Origin of the sequence: Devosia sp. Root685, from assembly GCF_001427875.1 — a bacterium.
Taxonomy (GTDB): Bacteria; Pseudomonadota; Alphaproteobacteria; order Rhizobiales; family Devosiaceae; genus Devosia.
The window spans coordinates 724,190-741,057 of sequence record NZ_LMHK01000001.1; the positions used below are offsets into that span (position 1 = coordinate 724,190).

The window sequence follows — 16,868 nt, forward strand, 5'->3', positions numbered from 1 at the left end:
GTCAGACCCTGTGCACGAAGACGTTGACGTTGGGCTTGCGGCCCCAGAACGCGTTTACTTCGTTGCGGATGGACTTGAAGAGTGCCGAGCTGAAAACATCAGGGTCCGAGCGGCGCTTGGGCGGCAGGCTCTTGATGAGGTTGGTGACGGTTTCTTCCACCAGCTCAACCAGCGATTCGTCTTCGGTTTCCGGCAGGCCTTCGACGACATAGTCGGGGCCGGAGACGACATGGCCACTCGAATTGACGGCAAGGCTGACGATGATCATGCCGCCGAAGGAGAGACGGCGGCGACCCTTTACGCCCGATTCCTCGGGCGTGCAGAGCACGAGGCCATCGAGATAGAGTTCGCCGGTGCGCACTTCGGCCGGATAGGCCATGGGCTCTGGGAAAAGCCGGACCATATCGCCGTTGCGCGCTTCGCAGACATTGGGGATGCCTTCTTCACGGCCAAGCTTGGCGTGGGCGGCGAGATGGGTCGCTTCGCCGTGGACCGGCACGAGAACCTGCGGCTTTACCCAGGAATAGAGACGGCGCAGTTCGTCGCGGCGGGGGTGGCCGGTGACGTGAACAAGCGCGTCATTCTGGGTGATGATCTCGATGCCCTTGTCGATAAGAAGGTTCTGGATGTCGATGACTTCGCGCTCATTGCCCGGAATGGCCCAGGACGAGAAGATCATGCGGTCGCCGGCATTGAGATCGATAACGGGGTGTTCGCCGCGGGCGATGCGGGCAATGGCGGCGCGGGCTTCGCCCTGGCTGCCGGTGCAGATCAGCACGCATTTGTTGCGCGGAATCGTCTTGTAGGCGTCCTGATCATGGAGCGTCGGCAAGCCTTCGAGCATGCCGAGTTCCCTAGCGATGCCCATGATGCGGTGCAGCGAGCGGCCGGAGAGAACAACCTGGCGGCCGGCTTGGTGGGCGGCGCGGACGATGGAGACGACGCGGCCGACGTTCGAGGCAAAGGTGGTGACGGCGACGCGATTAGGCGCCTCGGCGATGAGAGCGGCGAGCGTAGCGCCGATTTCGGCTTCGCTCGGGCTTTCACCGTCCTTGAGGGCATTGGTGGAATCGCAGACCAGCGCCAGCGGCAGGTCGGATTCGGCGCCGATGGCCTTGAAGCGCTCGACATCGGTCGGGGCGCTGACGACGGGGGTCGGATCGAGCTTCCAGTCGCCGGTATGCAGCACGCGGCCGACCGGGGTGGTGATCAGAATGCTGTTGGATTCGGGGATCGAGTGGGCGACGTTAATCGCCTCGATGGTGAAGGGGCCGATTTCAAACGGCTTGCGGGGACGCATGATGCGCACGTCGACGTTTTCGACGATGCCATCCCCTGCCCGCTTGGCGGCCAGCATGGCGGCCGTGAAGGGCGTCGCATAGACCGGCTTGTCGAAGACGGGCCAGAGATCGAGCACCGCACCGTAGTGGTCTTCGTGGCTGTGGGTGAGGATCAAGGCGAGCACGTCATCTGCATTTTCCTCGAGAAATTCGGGGTTTGCCATGATGAGTTCGATGCCCGGCAGGTCCGGCCCGCCGAAGCTGACGCCGCAATCGACGACGATCCACTTGCGGGATTTTTCGGGGCCAAAGCCATAGGCACCCATATTCATGCCGATCTCGCCGACGCCCCCGAGGGGTACGAAAACGAGTTCATCCCTTTGGTTCTTAGCCATGGGTTTTCTTTTTCCTTTTTGCGCGCGGCGCCTGGCGATCTTTGGTCGCTGGTCGTCGCGCAGATGTTGTGGTCAGCTTCGGGCGCTGGCCGTTGCCCCAAAATGCACATCGCCGGCCGTGATCACGATCCGCGCGCCATCGTCGTCGCGCATGACCAGCCGACCGGACTGATCGATGGTTTCAAAAATTCCTCGCCGCACAACACCGTCCTGCGAGACGGCGACCGGGGCACCAATGCCCGCGGCCGAACCGCGCCACTGGTTTAAAACCTCAGTGATTCCAGCGCCTTCGTTCCAGAGGGCGAAGGCATCGACCCAGGCTTCCGAGAGTGCTTCGAAGACATCTTCGGCACTGCGTTCGTAGCCAAGATCATTGAGGCTGTTAGCCGGATAGGGCAAACCGGTGGGCGCGGCAATGACATTGACGCCGATGCCGATGACGATTGCGTGGCGCCCGTCCGGGGTTTTGCCCATTTCGAGGAGGATGCCGGCGATCTTTGCGCCATCGGCGAGAACGTCGTTGGGCCATTTGAGCGCGACGCGGCCGGAGCCGTTCATGGCGTCGGCGCCATCGATGCCGATGCGGACGGCGCCTTGCGGCAGGATTTTCGCGAACGCGTTCTGCATCGCGACGCCGGCGACAAAGCCCAGCGTTGCCAATACGTTAGGGTCTGCATCGGGGATGATGAGGAGGCTGGCGGCCAGGTTGCCGGAGGGGCTTTCCCAGGCGCGACCGCGACGGCCGCGACCGGAGGTCTGCTTGAGCGCAGCGAACCAGATGCCGCCCTGATCACCCGCGGCGGCGGCCGCGAGCGCTTCTGAATTGGTGGACCCTATTTCATCGAACCCGGCCAGCCGATATCCGGCAGACCGGGCCTTTGGGCCGAGTGAAAACTCGGCCACCTAGAAGAGGCTTCCTGCGGCAATGTGTGCCCAATTGGTTAGCAGACTGCCAACACTGAAGTAGTACGTAACGACCAAAAAGGCACTGACTGCGAGAATGATGTTGAGCTCATTCGGAACCGCGATGAAGACCGACTTCGGTTCGTCGAAGTACATCGTCTTGACGACGCGCAGATAGTAGTACGCGCTCACAGCCGAGGCCAGGACACCGATGACCGAGAGGACATAGAGGTTGGCTTCGATGGCGGCGAGGAAGACGTGCCACTTGGCAAAGAACCCGGCGAGCGGCGGCATGCCGATCAGCGAGAACATCAGGATCGCCATGATGGCAGCGACGAACGGACGCGTCTGGGCGGCGCCGGCGAGGTCTTCGACGTTTTCGACGTAACCATCTTCGGTGCGCAGCGACAGGATGCAGGCGAAGAGGCCGGCAGTCATGGTGACGTAGATGGCCATGTAGATCGCGACGCCTTCGACGCCGACCTGGGTGCCTGACGATAGACCGACGAGGGCGAAGCCGACGTGGCCGATCGAGGAATAGGCGATCAGGCGCTTGAGCGAGCGCTGGCCGATGGCAGCGAAGGCTGCGAGGACCATGGAGGCGATCGAGAGGAAGATCACGACCTGCTGCCAATCGTGCGAGATCGGCTGGAACGTATCCATGACCAGACGGATCATCAGCGACATGGCGGCCACCTTGGGCGCCATGGCGAAGAAGGCCGTCACGGGAGTCGGGGCGCCTTCATACACGTCCGGCGTCCACATGTGGAACGGCACGGCCGAAATCTTGAAGGCGACACCGGCAAGGAGGAAGACCATGCCGAAGATCAGGCCGATGGAGCGGCCTTCCATGGCGATGGCGCCGACGATCTCGGTGAGGTTGGTGTGGCCGGTGAAGCCATAGACCAGCGAGGCGCCGTAGAGCAGCATGCCCGAGGAGAGCGCGCCGAGGACGAAGTATTTCAGACCCGCTTCCGAGGCGCGCTTGTCGTCGCGCTTGATGGCGGCCATGACGTAGAGCGCCAGGGACTGCAGTTCGAGACCGATATAGAGGCTCATGAGGTCGTTGGCCGACACCATGATCATCATGCCCAGCGTCGCGAGGACAGCCAGGATGGAATATTCGAACTTGTGGACGCCGTTTGCCTCGGAATTGGGCATGGCGAGGATGAGCGAAAGCGCGGCGCCGCCGAGAACCAAGAGCTTCATGTAGCGGCCGAAGGCATCGGCGATGAAGACGCCGTTGAACAGCACGCCATCGGCGGGGTTCAGGAGGATCATCAGGCCAGCGGCGGCCATGAGCAGGACGGCGAGCCAGGAGATGAGGGCCGACTTCTCCTTGTTGATGGCGACGCCCAGGATCACAAGGACCAGGGCGCCGACTGCCATCAGCAGTTCGGGATAGGCAGGCGCAACGCTCGCGAAATCAATAACGTCAGAGTTCACGGTGCTCTCCTAGTGCGCAGCAGGCTCGGCCGCATGGTCTGCGGCCGGCGCGGCCTCGCCCGTGGGCGCGGCGTATTCGAGGGGGGCCCTTGCGTCGGCAAGGGAAACGGCGGGGTCGAGGCCAATCGAGGTGGCGTAATGCGACACCAGATTGTTGACCGAGGCGGCCGTCGTATCGAGGATCGGCGAGGGATAGAAGCCGAACACGATGATCATGACGATCAACGGGTAGAGAATGATCTTTTCGCGCAGGTTCAGGTCGAGAATGCCCTTGAGGCTTTCCTTGGTGAGCGCGCCGAAAATGATGCGGCGATAGAGCCACAGCGCATAGCCGGCCGAGAAGATCACGCCGAAGGCAGCACCGAACGCAACCCAGGTATTGACCTGGAAAACGCCGAGCATGGTGAGGAATTCACCGACGAAGCCCGACGTGCCGGGAAGGCCGACGTTTGCCATGGTGAAGACCATGAAGGCGAAGGCATAGCGCGGCATGCGCTCGACAAGGCCGCCATAGGCGGTGATGTCGCGGGTGTGCATGCGGTCATAAATGACGCCGACAGCAAGGAAGAGCGCGCCGGAGACCAGACCATGCGAGATCATCTGGAACATGGCGCCCTGGATGCCGAGGGCGTTGCCCGCAAAGATACCCATGGTGACGAAGCCCATGTGGGCGACCGACGAGTAAGCGATGAGCTTCTTGATGTCGGTCTGAACGAGGGCGACCAGCGAAGTGATGATGATGGCAGCGACCGAGAGCACGAACACGAAGTTCGAGAGCTGAGCCGAGGCATCGGGGAACATGGGTAGGGAGAAGCGCAGGAAGCCGTAGCCGCCAAGCTTTAGGAGGATTGCCGCCAGAATGACGGAACCAGCAGTCGGGGCTTCGACGTGTGCTTCAGGCAGCCAGCGATGGAATGGCCACATCGGCATCTTGACGGCCAGCGAGGCGAAGAAGGCCAGCCAGAGCCATATCTGCATGCTTTCCGGGAACTTGTGGGTCAGGAGGCGCGAAATGTCGGTGGTGCCGGCATTCCAGTACATGGCCATGATGGCCAGGAGCATCAGGACGGAGCCGATGAAGGTGTAGAAGAAAAACTTGTAGCTCGCCTGGATGCGGCGCTTGCCGCCCCAGATACCGATGATGAGGAACATCGGCAGCAGGGTGCCTTCGAAGAAGACATAGAACATGGCGAGATCGAGCGTGGTGAACACGCCGATCATCAGGACTTCCAGGATCAGGAAGACCAGCATGTATTCCTTGACGCGCTTGTCGATGGCTTCCCAGCTCGCGAGGATACAGAACGGCATCAGAAGAGCCGAGAGCACCACGAAGAGCACGGAAATGCCGTCGACGCCGACGCGATAGCCGATGCTGTCGCCCAGCCAGGGATAGTTGACGACGAACTGGAAGCCCGGATTGGAGGGGTCGAACGCCGCCCAGATCCAGAGCGAGAGGGCGAAGGTGACGAGGGTCGTCACCAGAGCCGTCCAGCGGATCGCTGATACCGCGGTCTTTGGCGTGACGAGAACCAGTGCCGCGCCGAGGAGCGGCAGGAAGGTCACGATAGTGAGGATAGAGTTCTCGAAGGTCATCAGATCAGTCCCCCGGCCGCGATGGCCCAGGTCAGCAGCGCCGCAATGCCGATCAGCATGGCGAAGGCATAGTGATAGAGATAGCCGGACTGGAGTTTTACGACCCAGGAGGTGACGTTCTGAACGCGACGGCCGAGGCCCTCGGCGATCTTGCCGTCGACCAGCCAGTCATCGAAACCATGCCAGATGGCGCGGCCGATCCAGAGCGCGGGGCGCACGAAGATCGTGTTGTAAAGCTCGTCGAAGTACCACTTGTTCAAGAGGAACTGGTAAAGCCCCGGATTGGCGGCCGCGAGCTTGCCCGGGATATCCGGACGCTTGATGTACATGTACCAGGCGGCGACGAAGCCGATGATCATGGACACGGTGGCGCTCCACTTCACCCAAAGCGGCACATGGTGCGCAGCTTCGATGATCTCGTGGTCGACAAAGATCGAACCAGCGAAGAAGTGCTCGATGTGTTCGACCTCGTGGAAGAACATGCCGTAGAACACGACACCGGCGAGCACCGCACCCGCAGCCAGCACATAGAGCGGCACCAGCATGACGTTGGGCGCTTCATGGGCATTGTCATAGGCCGAGCCGTGATGGCCATGCACATCATGGGCGTGGTCGTCGGCGAGCGGCTCATCATGGCTATCGCCATCGTGAGCGTCGACATGGTGACCATGGCCATGCTGCGCGTCGCGCGGCGAGCCGTGGAAGGTCAGGTGCACCAGACGCCAGGAATAGAAGCTCGTGAAGAGAGCCGCGATCACCAGGAGCCAGAAGGCGAAGCTGCCGATATTGCCACCGACCGCATAGGCCGATTCAATGATCGAGTCCTTGGAGAAGAAGCCGGCGAAACCGAAATTGGTGCCCGGAATGCCGACGCCGGTGAGAGCGAGGGTACCGATCATCATCATTGCATAGGTGATGGGGATCTTCTTCCGGAGGCCACCCATGTTCCGCATATCCTGTTCATGGTGCATGGCGTGGATAACAGCGCCGGCGCCCAGGAACAGCAGAGCCTTGAAGAAGGCGTGCGTGAAGAGGTGGAAGACACCGGCCGAATAGGCCCCTGCCCCAAGCGCGACGAACATGTAGCCGAGCTGCGAACAGGTCGAATAAGCGATGACGCGCTTGATGTCGTTTTGAACGAGGCCGACGGTCGCCGCGAAGAAGGCGGTGATAGCACCGATGACGATCACGACATTCAGAGCGAAGGGCGAGAGTTCGAACAGCGGCGACAGGCGGGCGACCATGAAGACGCCGGCGGTGACCATGGTTGCGGCATGGATAAGCGCCGACACCGGGGTCGGACCTTCCATGGCATCCGGAAGCCAGGTGTGCAGCAGGAACTGCGCCGACTTGCCCATGGCGCCCATGAAGAGCAACAGGCAGATGACGGTCATTGCATCGAGGTTCCAGGAAAGGAACCGGATGACCGGCAGGCCGGTGGTCGAGAATTCGTCGGCAGCATGGAAGGCGCCGTCGAAATCGATGTGACCGAGGACGAGGAAGGCGCCAAAGATGCCGAGCGCGAAGCCGAAGTCACCGACGCGATTGACGATGAAGGCCTTCATGGCGGCAGCGGTTGCCGAGGGTTTTGTGTACCAGAAGCCGATGAGCAGATAGGACGCGAGGCCCACGCCTTCCCAGCCGAAGAACATCTGCAGGAAGTTGTCGGCCGTCACCAGCATGAGCATGGCGAAGGTGAAGAGCGAGAGATAGGCGAAGAAGCGCGAACGATGCGGATCGTCGCTCATGTAGCCGATCGAATAGACGTGAACGAGGGCCGAAACCGTGTTCACGACCACCAGCATGATGGCGGTGAGCGTATCGACACGCAGGGTCCAGCGCAGGTCCATGTCGCCGACCTGGATCCAGCGCATGACTTCGACCTTGAGCACGGCCGCATGGCCATCGCCCACGGCGCCGGCAAGGCCATCACCAAAGGCGACGGGAATGAACACGACCCAGCTCAGTACGGCTGCGATGATCAGCAGACCGGACGTGAGGAACTCGCTCGGCCTGTGACCGATGGTCCGGCCCAAAAAGCCGGCAATAAGCGCCCCGATGAGGGGCAGGAAGACAATCGCCTGAATAATCATAGCGTTAAGCCTCAGCCCTTCATCATATTGGCGTCTTCAACCGCGATGGAGCCGCGGTTGCGATAGAAAATGACCAGAATGGCCAGACCGATGGCCGCTTCAGCAGCAGCCACGGTGAGGATCATCAGCGCGAAGACCTGGCCCTGCAAATCCTGCAGATGGGCGCTGAAGGCCACGAAGTTCAGATTGACCGCAAGCAGGATCAATTCCACCGACATGAGAATGACGATGACGTTCTTGCGGTTGAGAAAGATGCCGAACACGCCGAGCGTGAACAGGATGGCTGCAACGGTCAGGTAGTGACCGAGCCCGATTTCCAAGCCCATGATAAACCCCTATAGCCCCTGACCGCTTTTGACCTTGACGACCTTCAGCGTCTCGCTCGCCTGACGAGCAACCTGCTTGATCGGATCCTGGCGCTTCGCCGACGCGCGGTGACGCAGCGTGAGCACGATGGCACCAATCATGGCGACCAGCAGAATTGCGCCTGCCCCCTGGAACAGGAAGAAATAGCGCGTGTAGAGCACCAGACCGAGCTGGCGCGTATTGTCCATCGCCGCATCGATCGGCAGACCCGAACCACTCGCGACTTCTGGCGAGATGAAGAAGCTGCCCGCAACGAGCAGCAGCTCGAGGAACATGATCAACCCGACCAGAATGCCGATGGGCGCATATTGCAGCATGCCCTGGCGCATTTCAGTGAAGTCGATGTCGAGCATCATGACGACGAAGAGGAAGAGCACGGCGACCGCGCCCACATAGACGACGATCAGGATCAGCGCCAAAAACTCGGCGCCGGCCAGCATGAACAGACCCGCCGCATTGACGAAGGTCAGAATGAGAAACAGCACCGCATGCACGGGATTGCGCGCCGAAATGACCATGAAGGCCGAGACGACAGCAACCGCCGCGAAGAGGTAGAAAAAGAATAGTGGAAGGGTCATCCTCTTCCCTCTCAGCGGTAAGGTGCGTCGGCTGCAAGGTTGGAGGCGATTTCACGCTCCCAACGATCGCCGTTTGCAAGGAGCTTCTCCTTCGAGAAGTAGAGCTCTTCGCGCGTTTCGGTTGCGAATTCGAAGTTCGGGCCTTCGACGATGGCATCCACCGGGCAGGCTTCCTGGCAGAAGCCGCAATAGATGCACTTCACCATGTCGATGTCGTAGCGCACGGTACGGCGGGTGCCGTCGTTCTGGCGCGGGCCGGCTTCGATGGTGATGGCCTGGGCCGGGCAGATGGCTTCGCAGAGCTTGCAGGCGATGCAACGCTCTTCGCCGTTGGGATAACGGCGGAGAGCATGCTCACCGCGGAAACGAGGCGACACCGGACCCTTTTCGAAGGGATAGTTGATGGTTGGCTTCGGCGCGAAAAAGTAGCGCATGGCCAGGAAGAAGGCCGATACGAACTCCTTCAGGAGCAGCGTGTTGACGACTTGGGCGGCGCGCATCAGACGATTCCTCCGTGCCAACCCCAGCCCGTGAGCTTGAGGACGAAGGCAACAATCACGACCATGATCAGCGAAAGCGGCAGGAACAGCTTCCAGCCGATCCGCATGAGCTGGTCATAGCGGTAACGGGGCACGATGGACTTGGCCATCGCGAACATGAAGAACACCAGGCTCAGCTTGATGAAGAACCAGATGACACCCGGAATCCAGGTGAAGGGCGGCAGATCGATCGGCGCAGCCCAGCCACCCATGAAGAGGATGACGGTCATGGCGCACATCAGGAGGATCGAGATGTATTCGCCAAGCATGAAGAGCATGTAGGGCGATGCCGAATATTCGGTCATGAAGCCGGCGACGAGTTCGGATTCACCTTCCGCCAAATCGAAGGGCGGGCGGTTGGTTTCGGCGAGGGCCGAAATGTAGAAAATCACGAACATCGGGAAGAGCGGAATCCAGAACCAGTTCAGGAACGAGAGCCACGGCACGCCGAGCATGTGGGCGAGGCCCATCTGCTGCTGGGCGACGACGATGTCATTGAGGTTCAGCGACCCGACGCAGAGCAGGACAGTGATGATGACGAGGCCGATCGAGACTTCGTAGCTGACCATCTGAGCGGCGGCGCGGAGCGAGCCGAAGAAGGGGTACTTCGAGTTCGAGGCCCAGCCGCCGATGATGACGCCATAGACGCCGAGCGAAGAAATGCCGAGGAGATACAGAATGCCAATGTTGATATTGGCCATGGCCCAGCCATTGTCGACCGGCACGACGGCCCAGCCGGCGAGAGCCAGCGTGGCAGTCAGGAGCGGGGCGAGCAGGAACAGGGCCTTGTCGGCGCCGGCCGGAATGATCGGCTCTTTGAAGACGAACTTCAGCAAGTCAGCGAAGGACTGCAGAAGGCCGAAAGGGCCGACGACGTTGGGACCGCGGCGCATCTGGACGGCAGCCCAGATCTTGCGGTCGGCGAGAAGGATGAAGGCGGTGAAGACAAGCAGGGCAACCAGCAGGGCCAGCGCCTTGTAGATGAAGCCGATCTGCACACCCCAACCGAGGAAGGGGATGCCGAGCAGATAGTCGAGGGCCGAGTTGACGAAATCCATTGTGGTCCCCTACTCCGCTGCCTGCCGGAGACCGGCAGCGAGCGCAGCGCATTCACCCATGACGGCGGAGGCGCGTGCAATCGGGTTGCTGAGATAGAAATCAGCGACGGCCGAACCGAACGGCGCCGAGCGCGTCATGATCGTCGCATTCGCATAGGTGCTGAGCGCCGCAAAGTCACCTGCCTCGATCTCGTCAACGCGTGCCAGATGCGGGAATTCGGCATAGAGGGCCGCACGCAGCTGGACGAGCGAGTTGTACGGAAGCGGCTTGCCGATGGCGCCGGACAGGGCACGGAAAATGGCCCAGTCTTCCTTGGCGTCGCCGGGCGGAAACACGGAACGGGCGGTCTGCTGGACGCGGCCTTCGGTGTTCACATAGGTGCCCGACTTTTCGGTATAGGTCGCGGCCGGCAGGATGACGTCGGCGCGGTGCGCCGCATTGTCGCCGTGCGAACCGACATAGACGACGAATGCCTTGCCCATGGCGGACATGTCGTATTCGTCGGCGCCGAGGAGGAACAGGACGTCGAGTTCGCCCTTGCCGGCCAGAGCGATCTGGTCAGCCGAGCACACGCCGCCGTCATGCGGCACGAAGCCGATGTCGAGGCCACCAACGCGACTGGCCGCGTTGTGCAGCAGCGCAAAACCGTTCCAGCCTTTGGCGACATTGGCGCCGGTGGCGAGCTTGGCGGCGAGGGCGATAACGTCGCGGCCGACCTGCTTGCCGAGAGTGGCATGCGAGACGGCGGCTTCGCCGACGATAATGATCGGGCGCTGGGCCTTGGCGAGGATTTCGCCGAAGGAGCCCTTGCCGGCGGCCACGTCAACGAGGGTCTCAAAGCCTTCGCCGAGATAATCATAGGTGTAGGTAAGGTCGGCGCGTTCGCCGATCACGCCCACGGGGATGTTCTTGGCGCGCCAGGTCTTGCGGATGCGCGCATTGATGAGCGAGGCTTCCTTGCGCGGATTAGCGCCGATGATGAGAACGGCGTCGGCTTCTTCGATACCGGCAATGGTCGGGTTGAAGATGTAAGCCGAGCGCGGCATCGAGGGATCGATACCCGACATGGCAGGACGCACGTCGGTCATGCCCGAGCCGATGGAGGCCAGCAGGCCCTTGAGGGCGTACATTTCTTCGACGGCTGCGAGATCGCCAGCGATGGCGCCGACCTTGTTGCCGGCCTTCTTGACACGGGTGGCAACAGCCGAGAGAGCGTCTTCCCAGGTGGTGGCCTGGAGCTTGCCGTTCTTGCGGACATAGGGGCGATCGAGGCGCTGGTTCTTGAGGCCATCCCAGACGAAGCGGGTCTTGTCCGAGATCCACTCTTCGTTGATGGCTTCGTTGACGCGCGGCATGATGCGCATGACTTCGCGGCCACGGCTATCGACGCGGATGGCCGAACCGACGGCATCCATCACGTCGATGGATTCGGTCTTGGTCAGCTCCCACGGACGGGCGTTGAAGGCATAGGGCTTGGAGGTCAGAGCGCCAACCGGGCAAAGGTCGATGACATTGCCCTGGAGCTCGCTCGACAGCGCCTTTTCGAGATAGGTGGTGATCTCGGCGTCTTCGCCGCGGCCAAGCAGACCCATTTCGGCAATGCCGGCGACTTCGGTGGTGAAGCGGACGCAACGCGTGCAGTGAATGCAACGGTTCATCGAGGTTTTCACCAGCGGCCCGATATACTTGTCTTCGACAGCGCGCTTGTTTTCATGGAAGCGCGATTTATCGACGCCATAGGCCATGGCCTGGTCCTGAAGGTCGCACTCGCCGCCCTGATCGCAGATCGGGCAATCGAGCGGGTGGTTGACCAAGAGGAATTCCATCACGCCTTCACGGGCCTTTTTGACCATGGGCGTGTTGGTGAACATTTCAGGCGGTTCGCCATTCGGGCCAGGACGCAGGTCCTTGACCGACATGGCGCACGAGGCCTGCGGCTTTGGCGGGCCACCCTTGACCTCGACGAGGCACATGCGGCAGTTGCCCGCGACCGAGAGACGATCATGGTAGCAGAAGCGCGGAATTTCCGCGCCCGCAGCTTCGGCAGCCTGCATCAGGGTGTAGTAGTCTGGAACTTCGACGAGCGTGCCGTCGACCTTAATAGTGGCCATTGCCCTACTCCGCAGCGATGGACGGAACGGCGCCGTCGCTGGTGGAAGAATACGTGTACTGGTCGATACGCGCTTCGATGACATCACGGAAGTTGCGGATCAGGCCCTGAACGGGCCAAGCGGCCGCGTCGCCGAGGGCGCAAATGGTGTGACCTTCGATCTGCTTGGTGACCGAGAACAGCATGTCGATTTCGCGCTTCTGGGCACGGCCTTCGACCATGCGCTCCATGACGCGCATCATCCAGCCGGTGCCTTCCCGGCATGGCGTGCACTGGCCGCAGCTCTCGTGCTTGAAGAAAGCAGCGATGCGCCAGATGGCACGGATGATGTCGGTCGACTTATCCATAATGATCATGCCGCCGGTGCCGAAGGACGACTTCTTCTCGCGAAGGCCATCAAAGTCCATGACGGCGTCCATCATGTCTTCGCCGCGCACGACGGGGCACGAAGCGCCACCCGGAATGACGGCAAGGAGATTGTCCCAGCCGCCGCGGATGCCGCCGCAATGCTTTTCGATGATGTCCTTGAAGCTTTCGCCAAGAGCTTCTTCGAAGGTCGCGGGCTTGTTCACATGGCCAGAGACCATGAACAGCTTGGTGCCGACATTGTTCGGACGGCCGATCGAGGAGAACCAGGCGCCGGAGCGGCGCAGGATTTCCGGGACGACGGCGATCGACTCGACATTGTTGACGGTGGTGGGGTTGCCATAGACGCCCATGCCGGCCGGGAATGGCGGCTTGAGACGGGGCTGGCCCTTCTTGCCTTCGAGCGATTCCATCAGCGCGGTTTCTTCGCCGCAGATATAGGCGCCGGCGCCGTGATGGACGATGATGTCCAGATCCCAGCCGTGGATATTGTCCTTGCCGATCAGCTTGGCGTCGTAGGCTTCCTGAACGGCTTCCTCGAGGCGCTGACGCTCGCGGATGAATTCACCGCGGACATAGATGAAGGCCAGATGCGCATCCATGGCGCGGGATGCGATGAGGCACCCCTCGATCAGGTGATGCGGATCGTGGCGCAGGATTTCACGGTCCTTGCAGGTGCCGGGCTCGGATTCGTCAGCATTCACAAGCAGATAATGCGGACGGCCATCGCTGACCTTGGGCATGAAGCTCCACTTGAGACCCGTGGGGAAGCCGGCGCCGCCTCGGCCGCGCAGACCAGAACCCTTGACCTCGTTGGTGATCCAATCGCGGCCCTGATCGAGAAATTCCTTCGTACCAACCCAGGAGCCGCGCGCCCGCGCGCCTTCAAGCCGCCAGTCATGCTGGCCGTAGAGATTGGTAAAAATGCGGTCTTTATCAGCGAGCATTAGCGCGGGTCCTTCCCGAACACCTTGCGATATTCCTCAACCCCGCCGCGGGCGAGGACTTCGGCCTGTTGCAGCCAGTTGTCACGCGTAACGCGACCCTTGAAGTTGAGGCTCGATTCAAGAGCAGCGATCTGTTCCGGCGTCATCGCGGCAACCTGGCTCCACTTGGTGATGCCAACGGCGTTGAGCTTGCCTTCGAGAACCGGACCGACGCCCGAGATCAGCTTGAGATCGTCGGCGGGACCTTCCTGCTTCTGGAAGATCGGCGTGGGGCCGCCGGTCTCGGCCGTCGGGCTCAGGCCTTCGGCGGGAGCGGCGACGACCTTCTTGGCCGACTTCTTCACAGAAGTGGCAGCAGCATCCCCTGCGGGCGCTTCAGCCGATTTCTTGCCCGGAGCCTTGCCCGCATCGATCTTGGCGGCCTTGGATTCAGCACCGACGGCGTCTTCGCGCATCTCCTTGGCGGGCTTGCCATTGGCCTTGGCAGAGGCATTGGCGGCCTTGCGCTCGCCCTCGGCCTTGGCCTGGGAAACCTTGGCTTCCTTGGGCGTGCCCTTGAGAGCCGGAGCGGATTCTTCCGAAACGTCCTTGGGCTTGGCGGCCGTGGTCGGCGCGGCTGCCTTGGCGGCCGTGGTCGGCGCGGCTGCCTTGGCGGCCGGAGCCGGCGCAGCGGCAGGAGCCGGAGCGGCAGCAGGTGCGGTGCCTTCCGGCGCCGGAGGCGGCACGAACTTTTCGCGCTTGGCGGTCGGCGTTTCGAGAAGGGTCGTCTGACCGCCTTCGGCTGCGGCATTCAGGCGTTCGATCTGGGTGCCGGGCTTGATGGTGTCGCCCTTGCCCGCGTGGAAGGCATCGATGATTTCTTCGAGGCGAGTGGCCGTCAGGTCTTCGTAGGTGTCGTGATAGATGGTGACCATCGGCGCGTTGACGCAAGCGCCGGCGCATTCGACTTCTTCCCACGAGAGCGTGCCATCTTCGTTGAGATGGTGAGGATCGTGATGGATCTTGCTCTTGCAGACCTCGATCAGCTCCCCTGCCCCACGCAGCATGCACGGGGTGGTGCCGCAGACCTGGACGTGAGCACGGGTGCCGACGGGCTGAAGCTGGAACTGGGTGTAGAACGTCGCGACTTCGAGCACGCGGATATAGGCCATGCCGAGCATCTCGGCGACCTTTTCGATGGTCGCGCGGGAAACCCAGCCGTCCTGATCCTGCGCACGCATGAGCAGCGGAATAACAGCGGATTGCTGACGGCCAGCCGGATAAAGCGCAATGCGCTTTTCCGCCCAGGCCTGGTTAGCATCACTAAAGGCGAAACTTGCCGGCTGAACCGACTCGTCTGCAAGGCGTCGCACGGACATCAGCGATCAACCTCTCCGAACACAATATCAATCGACCCGAGGATCGCCGTTACGTCTGCCAGCATGTGGCCGCGGCAGAGCCAATCCATAGCGCTCAAATGGGCAAAGCCCGGAGCGCGGATATGACAGCGATAGGGCTTGTTGGTGCCATCGGACACCACATAGACGCCGAACTCGCCCTTGGGCGCTTCGACGGCGGCGTAAATCTCGCCGGCGGGCACCTTGTAGCCTTCGGTGTAGAGCTTGAAGTGATGGATCAGTGCTTCCATCGACTGCTTCATCTCACCGCGCTTGGGCGGAACGACCTTGCCATCGACCGAGGCCACAGGGCCCTTGCCTTCAGGCGCGTTCAGCTTTTCGACGCACTGCTTCATGATCTTGTTGGCCTGCCGCATTTCTTCCATGCGGATCAGATAGCGGTCGTAGCAGTCGCCATTGGAGCCGGTCGGGATATCGAAATCCATCTCAGCATAAGCGTCATAGGGCTGGGCCTTGCGCAGGTCCCAGGCGGCGCCGGAGCCGCGAACCATGACACCGGAAAAACCCCTGCCCCATGCCTCTTCGAGCGGGACGACGCCGATATCGACGTTGCGCTGCTTGAAGATGCGGTTGTCGGTAAGAAGGGTGTCGATGTCGGCCAGCGCCTTGGGGAATTCGTCGCAGAAGGTGCCGATATCATCGACCAGCGCTTGTGGCAGGTCCTGATGGACGCCACCGGGACGGAAATAGGCGGCGTGCATGCGGGCGCCGGAAGCGCGCTCATAGAACACCATGAGCTTTTCGCGCTGCTCAAAACCCCAGAGCGGCGGGGTCAGCGCGCCGATGTCCATGGCCTGCGTAGTCACGTTCATCAGGTGGGCGAGGAGACGGCCGATTTCGGCATAAAGCACGCGGATGAGCTGGCCACGGCGCGGCACTTCGATGCCGAGCATGCGCTCGACGGCCAGGGCAAAGGCATGCTCCTGGTTCATCGGGGCCACGTAATCGAGGCGATCGAAATAGGGAATCGCCTGGAGGTAGGTCTTGTATTCGATCAGCTTTTCGGTGCCGCGATGCAGCAGGCCGACGTGCGGATCGACACGTTCAACGAGCTCGCCATCGAGCTCGAGAATCATGCGCAGCACGCCGTGGGCCGAGGGGTGAACCGGGCCGAAGTTGATCGTGAAATTGCGGACGTCGACTTCTGACATCAGTTCTTCGCCTTCTCGTCACCGGGCAGCACGTAATCCGTACCTTCCCAGGGTGACAAATAATCGAACGAGCGGAATTCCTGGGCGAGCGCGACCGGCTCATAGACCACGCGGCGGCGCTCTTCGTCGTAGCGCACTTCCACAAAGCCGGTGAGCGGGAAGTCCTTGCGCAGCGGATGGCCATCGAAGCCATAGTCCGTGAGGATGCGGCGCAGATCTGGGTGCCCAGAGAACAGCACGCCGTAGAGATCGTAGGCTTCGCGCTCGAACCAGTCGGCACCGGCAAAAACGCCAGTGATCGAGGGAACGGGCGTTGCCTCGTCGGCCTGAATTTTCACGCGGATGCGCTGGTTCAGGTGGGGGCTGAGGAAGTGATAGACCACGTCGAAGCGGAATTCGCGCGAGGGATAGTCGGCGCCGCACACATCCACAAAGGAGATGAAACGGCATTTCGCGTCGTCACGGAGGAAGGTGACGATATCGACGATGGAATCGCGCTCTGCGGTGATGGTCAGATCGCCGAAGGCGTTTTCAAAGCCCGTGACGGCCTCGCCGAGGGAAGCAGCAATGTGCTCGCCCAGGGCGACCAGCGGGTGGACTTCGATAACGGGCTCGACGGTTTCAACAGTGTCGGTCATGGCCGGG

At 61.6% G+C, this 16,868-nt stretch carries 14 protein-coding genes; all 14 read right to left on the minus strand.

The genetic code is table 11. The features are described 5' to 3' along the window. Position 1: 1 nt before the first annotated feature. The 14 genes from ASD83_RS03475 to ASD83_RS03540 all read right to left on the minus strand — a co-directional run bounded on the left by ASD83_RS03475 (position 2) and on the right by ASD83_RS03540 (position 16,861). Positions 2–1,675 carry a ribonuclease J gene (locus ASD83_RS03475; protein WP_056307976.1) on the minus strand — a complete coding sequence of 558 codons (1,674 nt, stop codon included), beginning with the start codon at positions 1,673–1,675 and terminating at the stop codon, positions 2–4. Between the two features lie 72 nt (positions 1,676–1,747). Next, a complete protein-coding gene (locus ASD83_RS03480; protein ID WP_056307978.1) occupies positions 1,748–2,578 on the minus strand; it encodes a biotin--[acetyl-CoA-carboxylase] ligase in 831 nt (276 codons plus the stop codon). Further along, a complete protein-coding gene (nuoN, locus tag ASD83_RS03485; RefSeq protein ID WP_056307980.1) occupies positions 2,579–4,024 on the minus strand; it encodes an NADH-quinone oxidoreductase subunit NuoN in 1,446 nt (481 codons plus the stop codon). A 9-nt stretch (positions 4,025–4,033) separates the two neighbouring features. Next, the gene (locus ASD83_RS03490; RefSeq protein ID WP_056307983.1) at positions 4,034–5,617 is read right to left on the minus strand and encodes an NADH-quinone oxidoreductase subunit M; all 1,584 of its coding nucleotides are present in this window, start codon (positions 5,615–5,617) and stop codon (positions 4,034–4,036) included. Further along, positions 5,617–7,710 carry an NADH-quinone oxidoreductase subunit L gene (nuoL, locus tag ASD83_RS03495; protein WP_056307986.1) on the minus strand — a complete coding sequence of 698 codons (2,094 nt, stop codon included), beginning with the start codon at positions 7,708–7,710 and terminating at the stop codon, positions 5,617–5,619. The genes ASD83_RS03490 and nuoL overlap by 1 nt, the downstream gene beginning before the upstream one ends. 11 nt (positions 7,711–7,721) lie before the next feature. Continuing rightward, positions 7,722–8,030 carry an NADH-quinone oxidoreductase subunit NuoK gene (gene nuoK / locus ASD83_RS03500; protein WP_056309826.1) on the minus strand — a complete coding sequence of 103 codons (309 nt, stop codon included), beginning with the start codon at positions 8,028–8,030 and terminating at the stop codon, positions 7,722–7,724. Positions 8,031–8,045: 15 nt separating this feature from the next. Next, complete coding sequence (locus ASD83_RS03505) at positions 8,046–8,654, minus strand: NADH-quinone oxidoreductase subunit J (RefSeq protein WP_056307988.1); 609 nt, start codon at positions 8,652–8,654, stop codon at positions 8,046–8,048. Positions 8,655–8,665: 11 nt separating this feature from the next. Continuing rightward, complete coding sequence (nuoI, locus tag ASD83_RS03510; protein WP_035078977.1) at positions 8,666–9,154, minus strand: NADH-quinone oxidoreductase subunit NuoI; 489 nt, start codon at positions 9,152–9,154, stop codon at positions 8,666–8,668. Then, a complete protein-coding gene (nuoH, locus tag ASD83_RS03515; protein ID WP_056307990.1) occupies positions 9,154–10,251 on the minus strand; it encodes an NADH-quinone oxidoreductase subunit NuoH in 1,098 nt (365 codons plus the stop codon). Before nuoH ends, nuoI begins: the two co-directional genes overlap by 1 nt. 9 nt (positions 10,252–10,260) lie before the next feature. After that, complete coding sequence (gene nuoG / locus ASD83_RS03520) at positions 10,261–12,363, minus strand: NADH-quinone oxidoreductase subunit NuoG (protein WP_056307992.1); 2,103 nt, start codon at positions 12,361–12,363, stop codon at positions 10,261–10,263. 4 nt (positions 12,364–12,367) lie between these two features. Next, the gene (nuoF, locus tag ASD83_RS03525) at positions 12,368–13,675 is read right to left on the minus strand and encodes an NADH-quinone oxidoreductase subunit NuoF (RefSeq protein ID WP_056307994.1); all 1,308 of its coding nucleotides are present in this window, start codon (positions 13,673–13,675) and stop codon (positions 12,368–12,370) included. Beyond that, on the minus strand, positions 13,675–15,033 hold the full coding sequence (nuoE, locus tag ASD83_RS03530; RefSeq protein WP_056307996.1) for an NADH-quinone oxidoreductase subunit NuoE: 1,359 nt from the start codon (positions 15,031–15,033) through the stop codon (positions 13,675–13,677). Before nuoE ends, nuoF begins: the two co-directional genes overlap by 1 nt. Further along, entirely contained in the window at positions 15,033–16,223 is a 1,191-nt protein-coding gene (locus ASD83_RS03535) for an NADH-quinone oxidoreductase subunit D (RefSeq protein ID WP_056307998.1), read from the minus strand. The genes nuoE and ASD83_RS03535 overlap by 1 nt, the downstream gene beginning before the upstream one ends. Further along, positions 16,223–16,861 (minus strand): NADH-quinone oxidoreductase subunit C, encoded by a 639-nt coding sequence (locus ASD83_RS03540; RefSeq protein WP_056308000.1) that lies wholly within the window; start codon positions 16,859–16,861, stop codon positions 16,223–16,225. The genes ASD83_RS03535 and ASD83_RS03540 overlap by 1 nt, the downstream gene beginning before the upstream one ends. Positions 16,862–16,868 lie beyond the last annotated feature (7 nt).

Excerpts from the sequence above, each read along its gene's own strand:
- ASD83_RS03475 (WP_056307976.1), bottom strand. The coding sequence starts at position 1,675 with ATGGCTAAGAACCAAAGGGATGAACTCGTTTTCGTACCCCTCGGGGGC.
- ASD83_RS03490 (WP_056307983.1), bottom strand. The coding sequence starts at position 5,617 with ATGACCTTCGAGAACTCTATCCTCACTATCGTGACCTTCCTGCCGCTC.
- nuoL (WP_056307986.1), bottom strand. The coding sequence starts at position 7,710 with ATGATTATTCAGGCGATTGTCTTCCTGCCCCTCATCGGGGCGCTTATT.
- ASD83_RS03505 (WP_056307988.1), bottom strand. The coding sequence starts at position 8,654 with ATGACCCTTCCACTATTCTTTTTCTACCTCTTCGCGGCGGTTGCTGTC.
- nuoI (WP_035078977.1), bottom strand. The coding sequence starts at position 9,154 with ATGCGCGCCGCCCAAGTCGTCAACACGCTGCTCCTGAAGGAGTTCGTA.
- nuoH (WP_056307990.1), bottom strand. The coding sequence starts at position 10,251 with ATGGATTTCGTCAACTCGGCCCTCGACTATCTGCTCGGCATCCCCTTC.
- nuoG (WP_056307992.1), bottom strand. The coding sequence starts at position 12,363 with ATGGCCACTATTAAGGTCGACGGCACGCTCGTCGAAGTTCCAGACTAC.
- nuoF (WP_056307994.1), bottom strand. The coding sequence starts at position 13,675 with ATGCTCGCTGATAAAGACCGCATTTTTACCAATCTCTACGGCCAGCAT.
- nuoE (WP_056307996.1), bottom strand. The coding sequence starts at position 15,033 with ATGTCCGTGCGACGCCTTGCAGACGAGTCGGTTCAGCCGGCAAGTTTC.
- ASD83_RS03535 (WP_056307998.1), bottom strand. The coding sequence starts at position 16,223 with ATGTCAGAAGTCGACGTCCGCAATTTCACGATCAACTTCGGCCCGGTT.
- ASD83_RS03540 (WP_056308000.1), bottom strand. The coding sequence starts at position 16,861 with ATGACCGACACTGTTGAAACCGTCGAGCCCGTTATCGAAGTCCACCCG.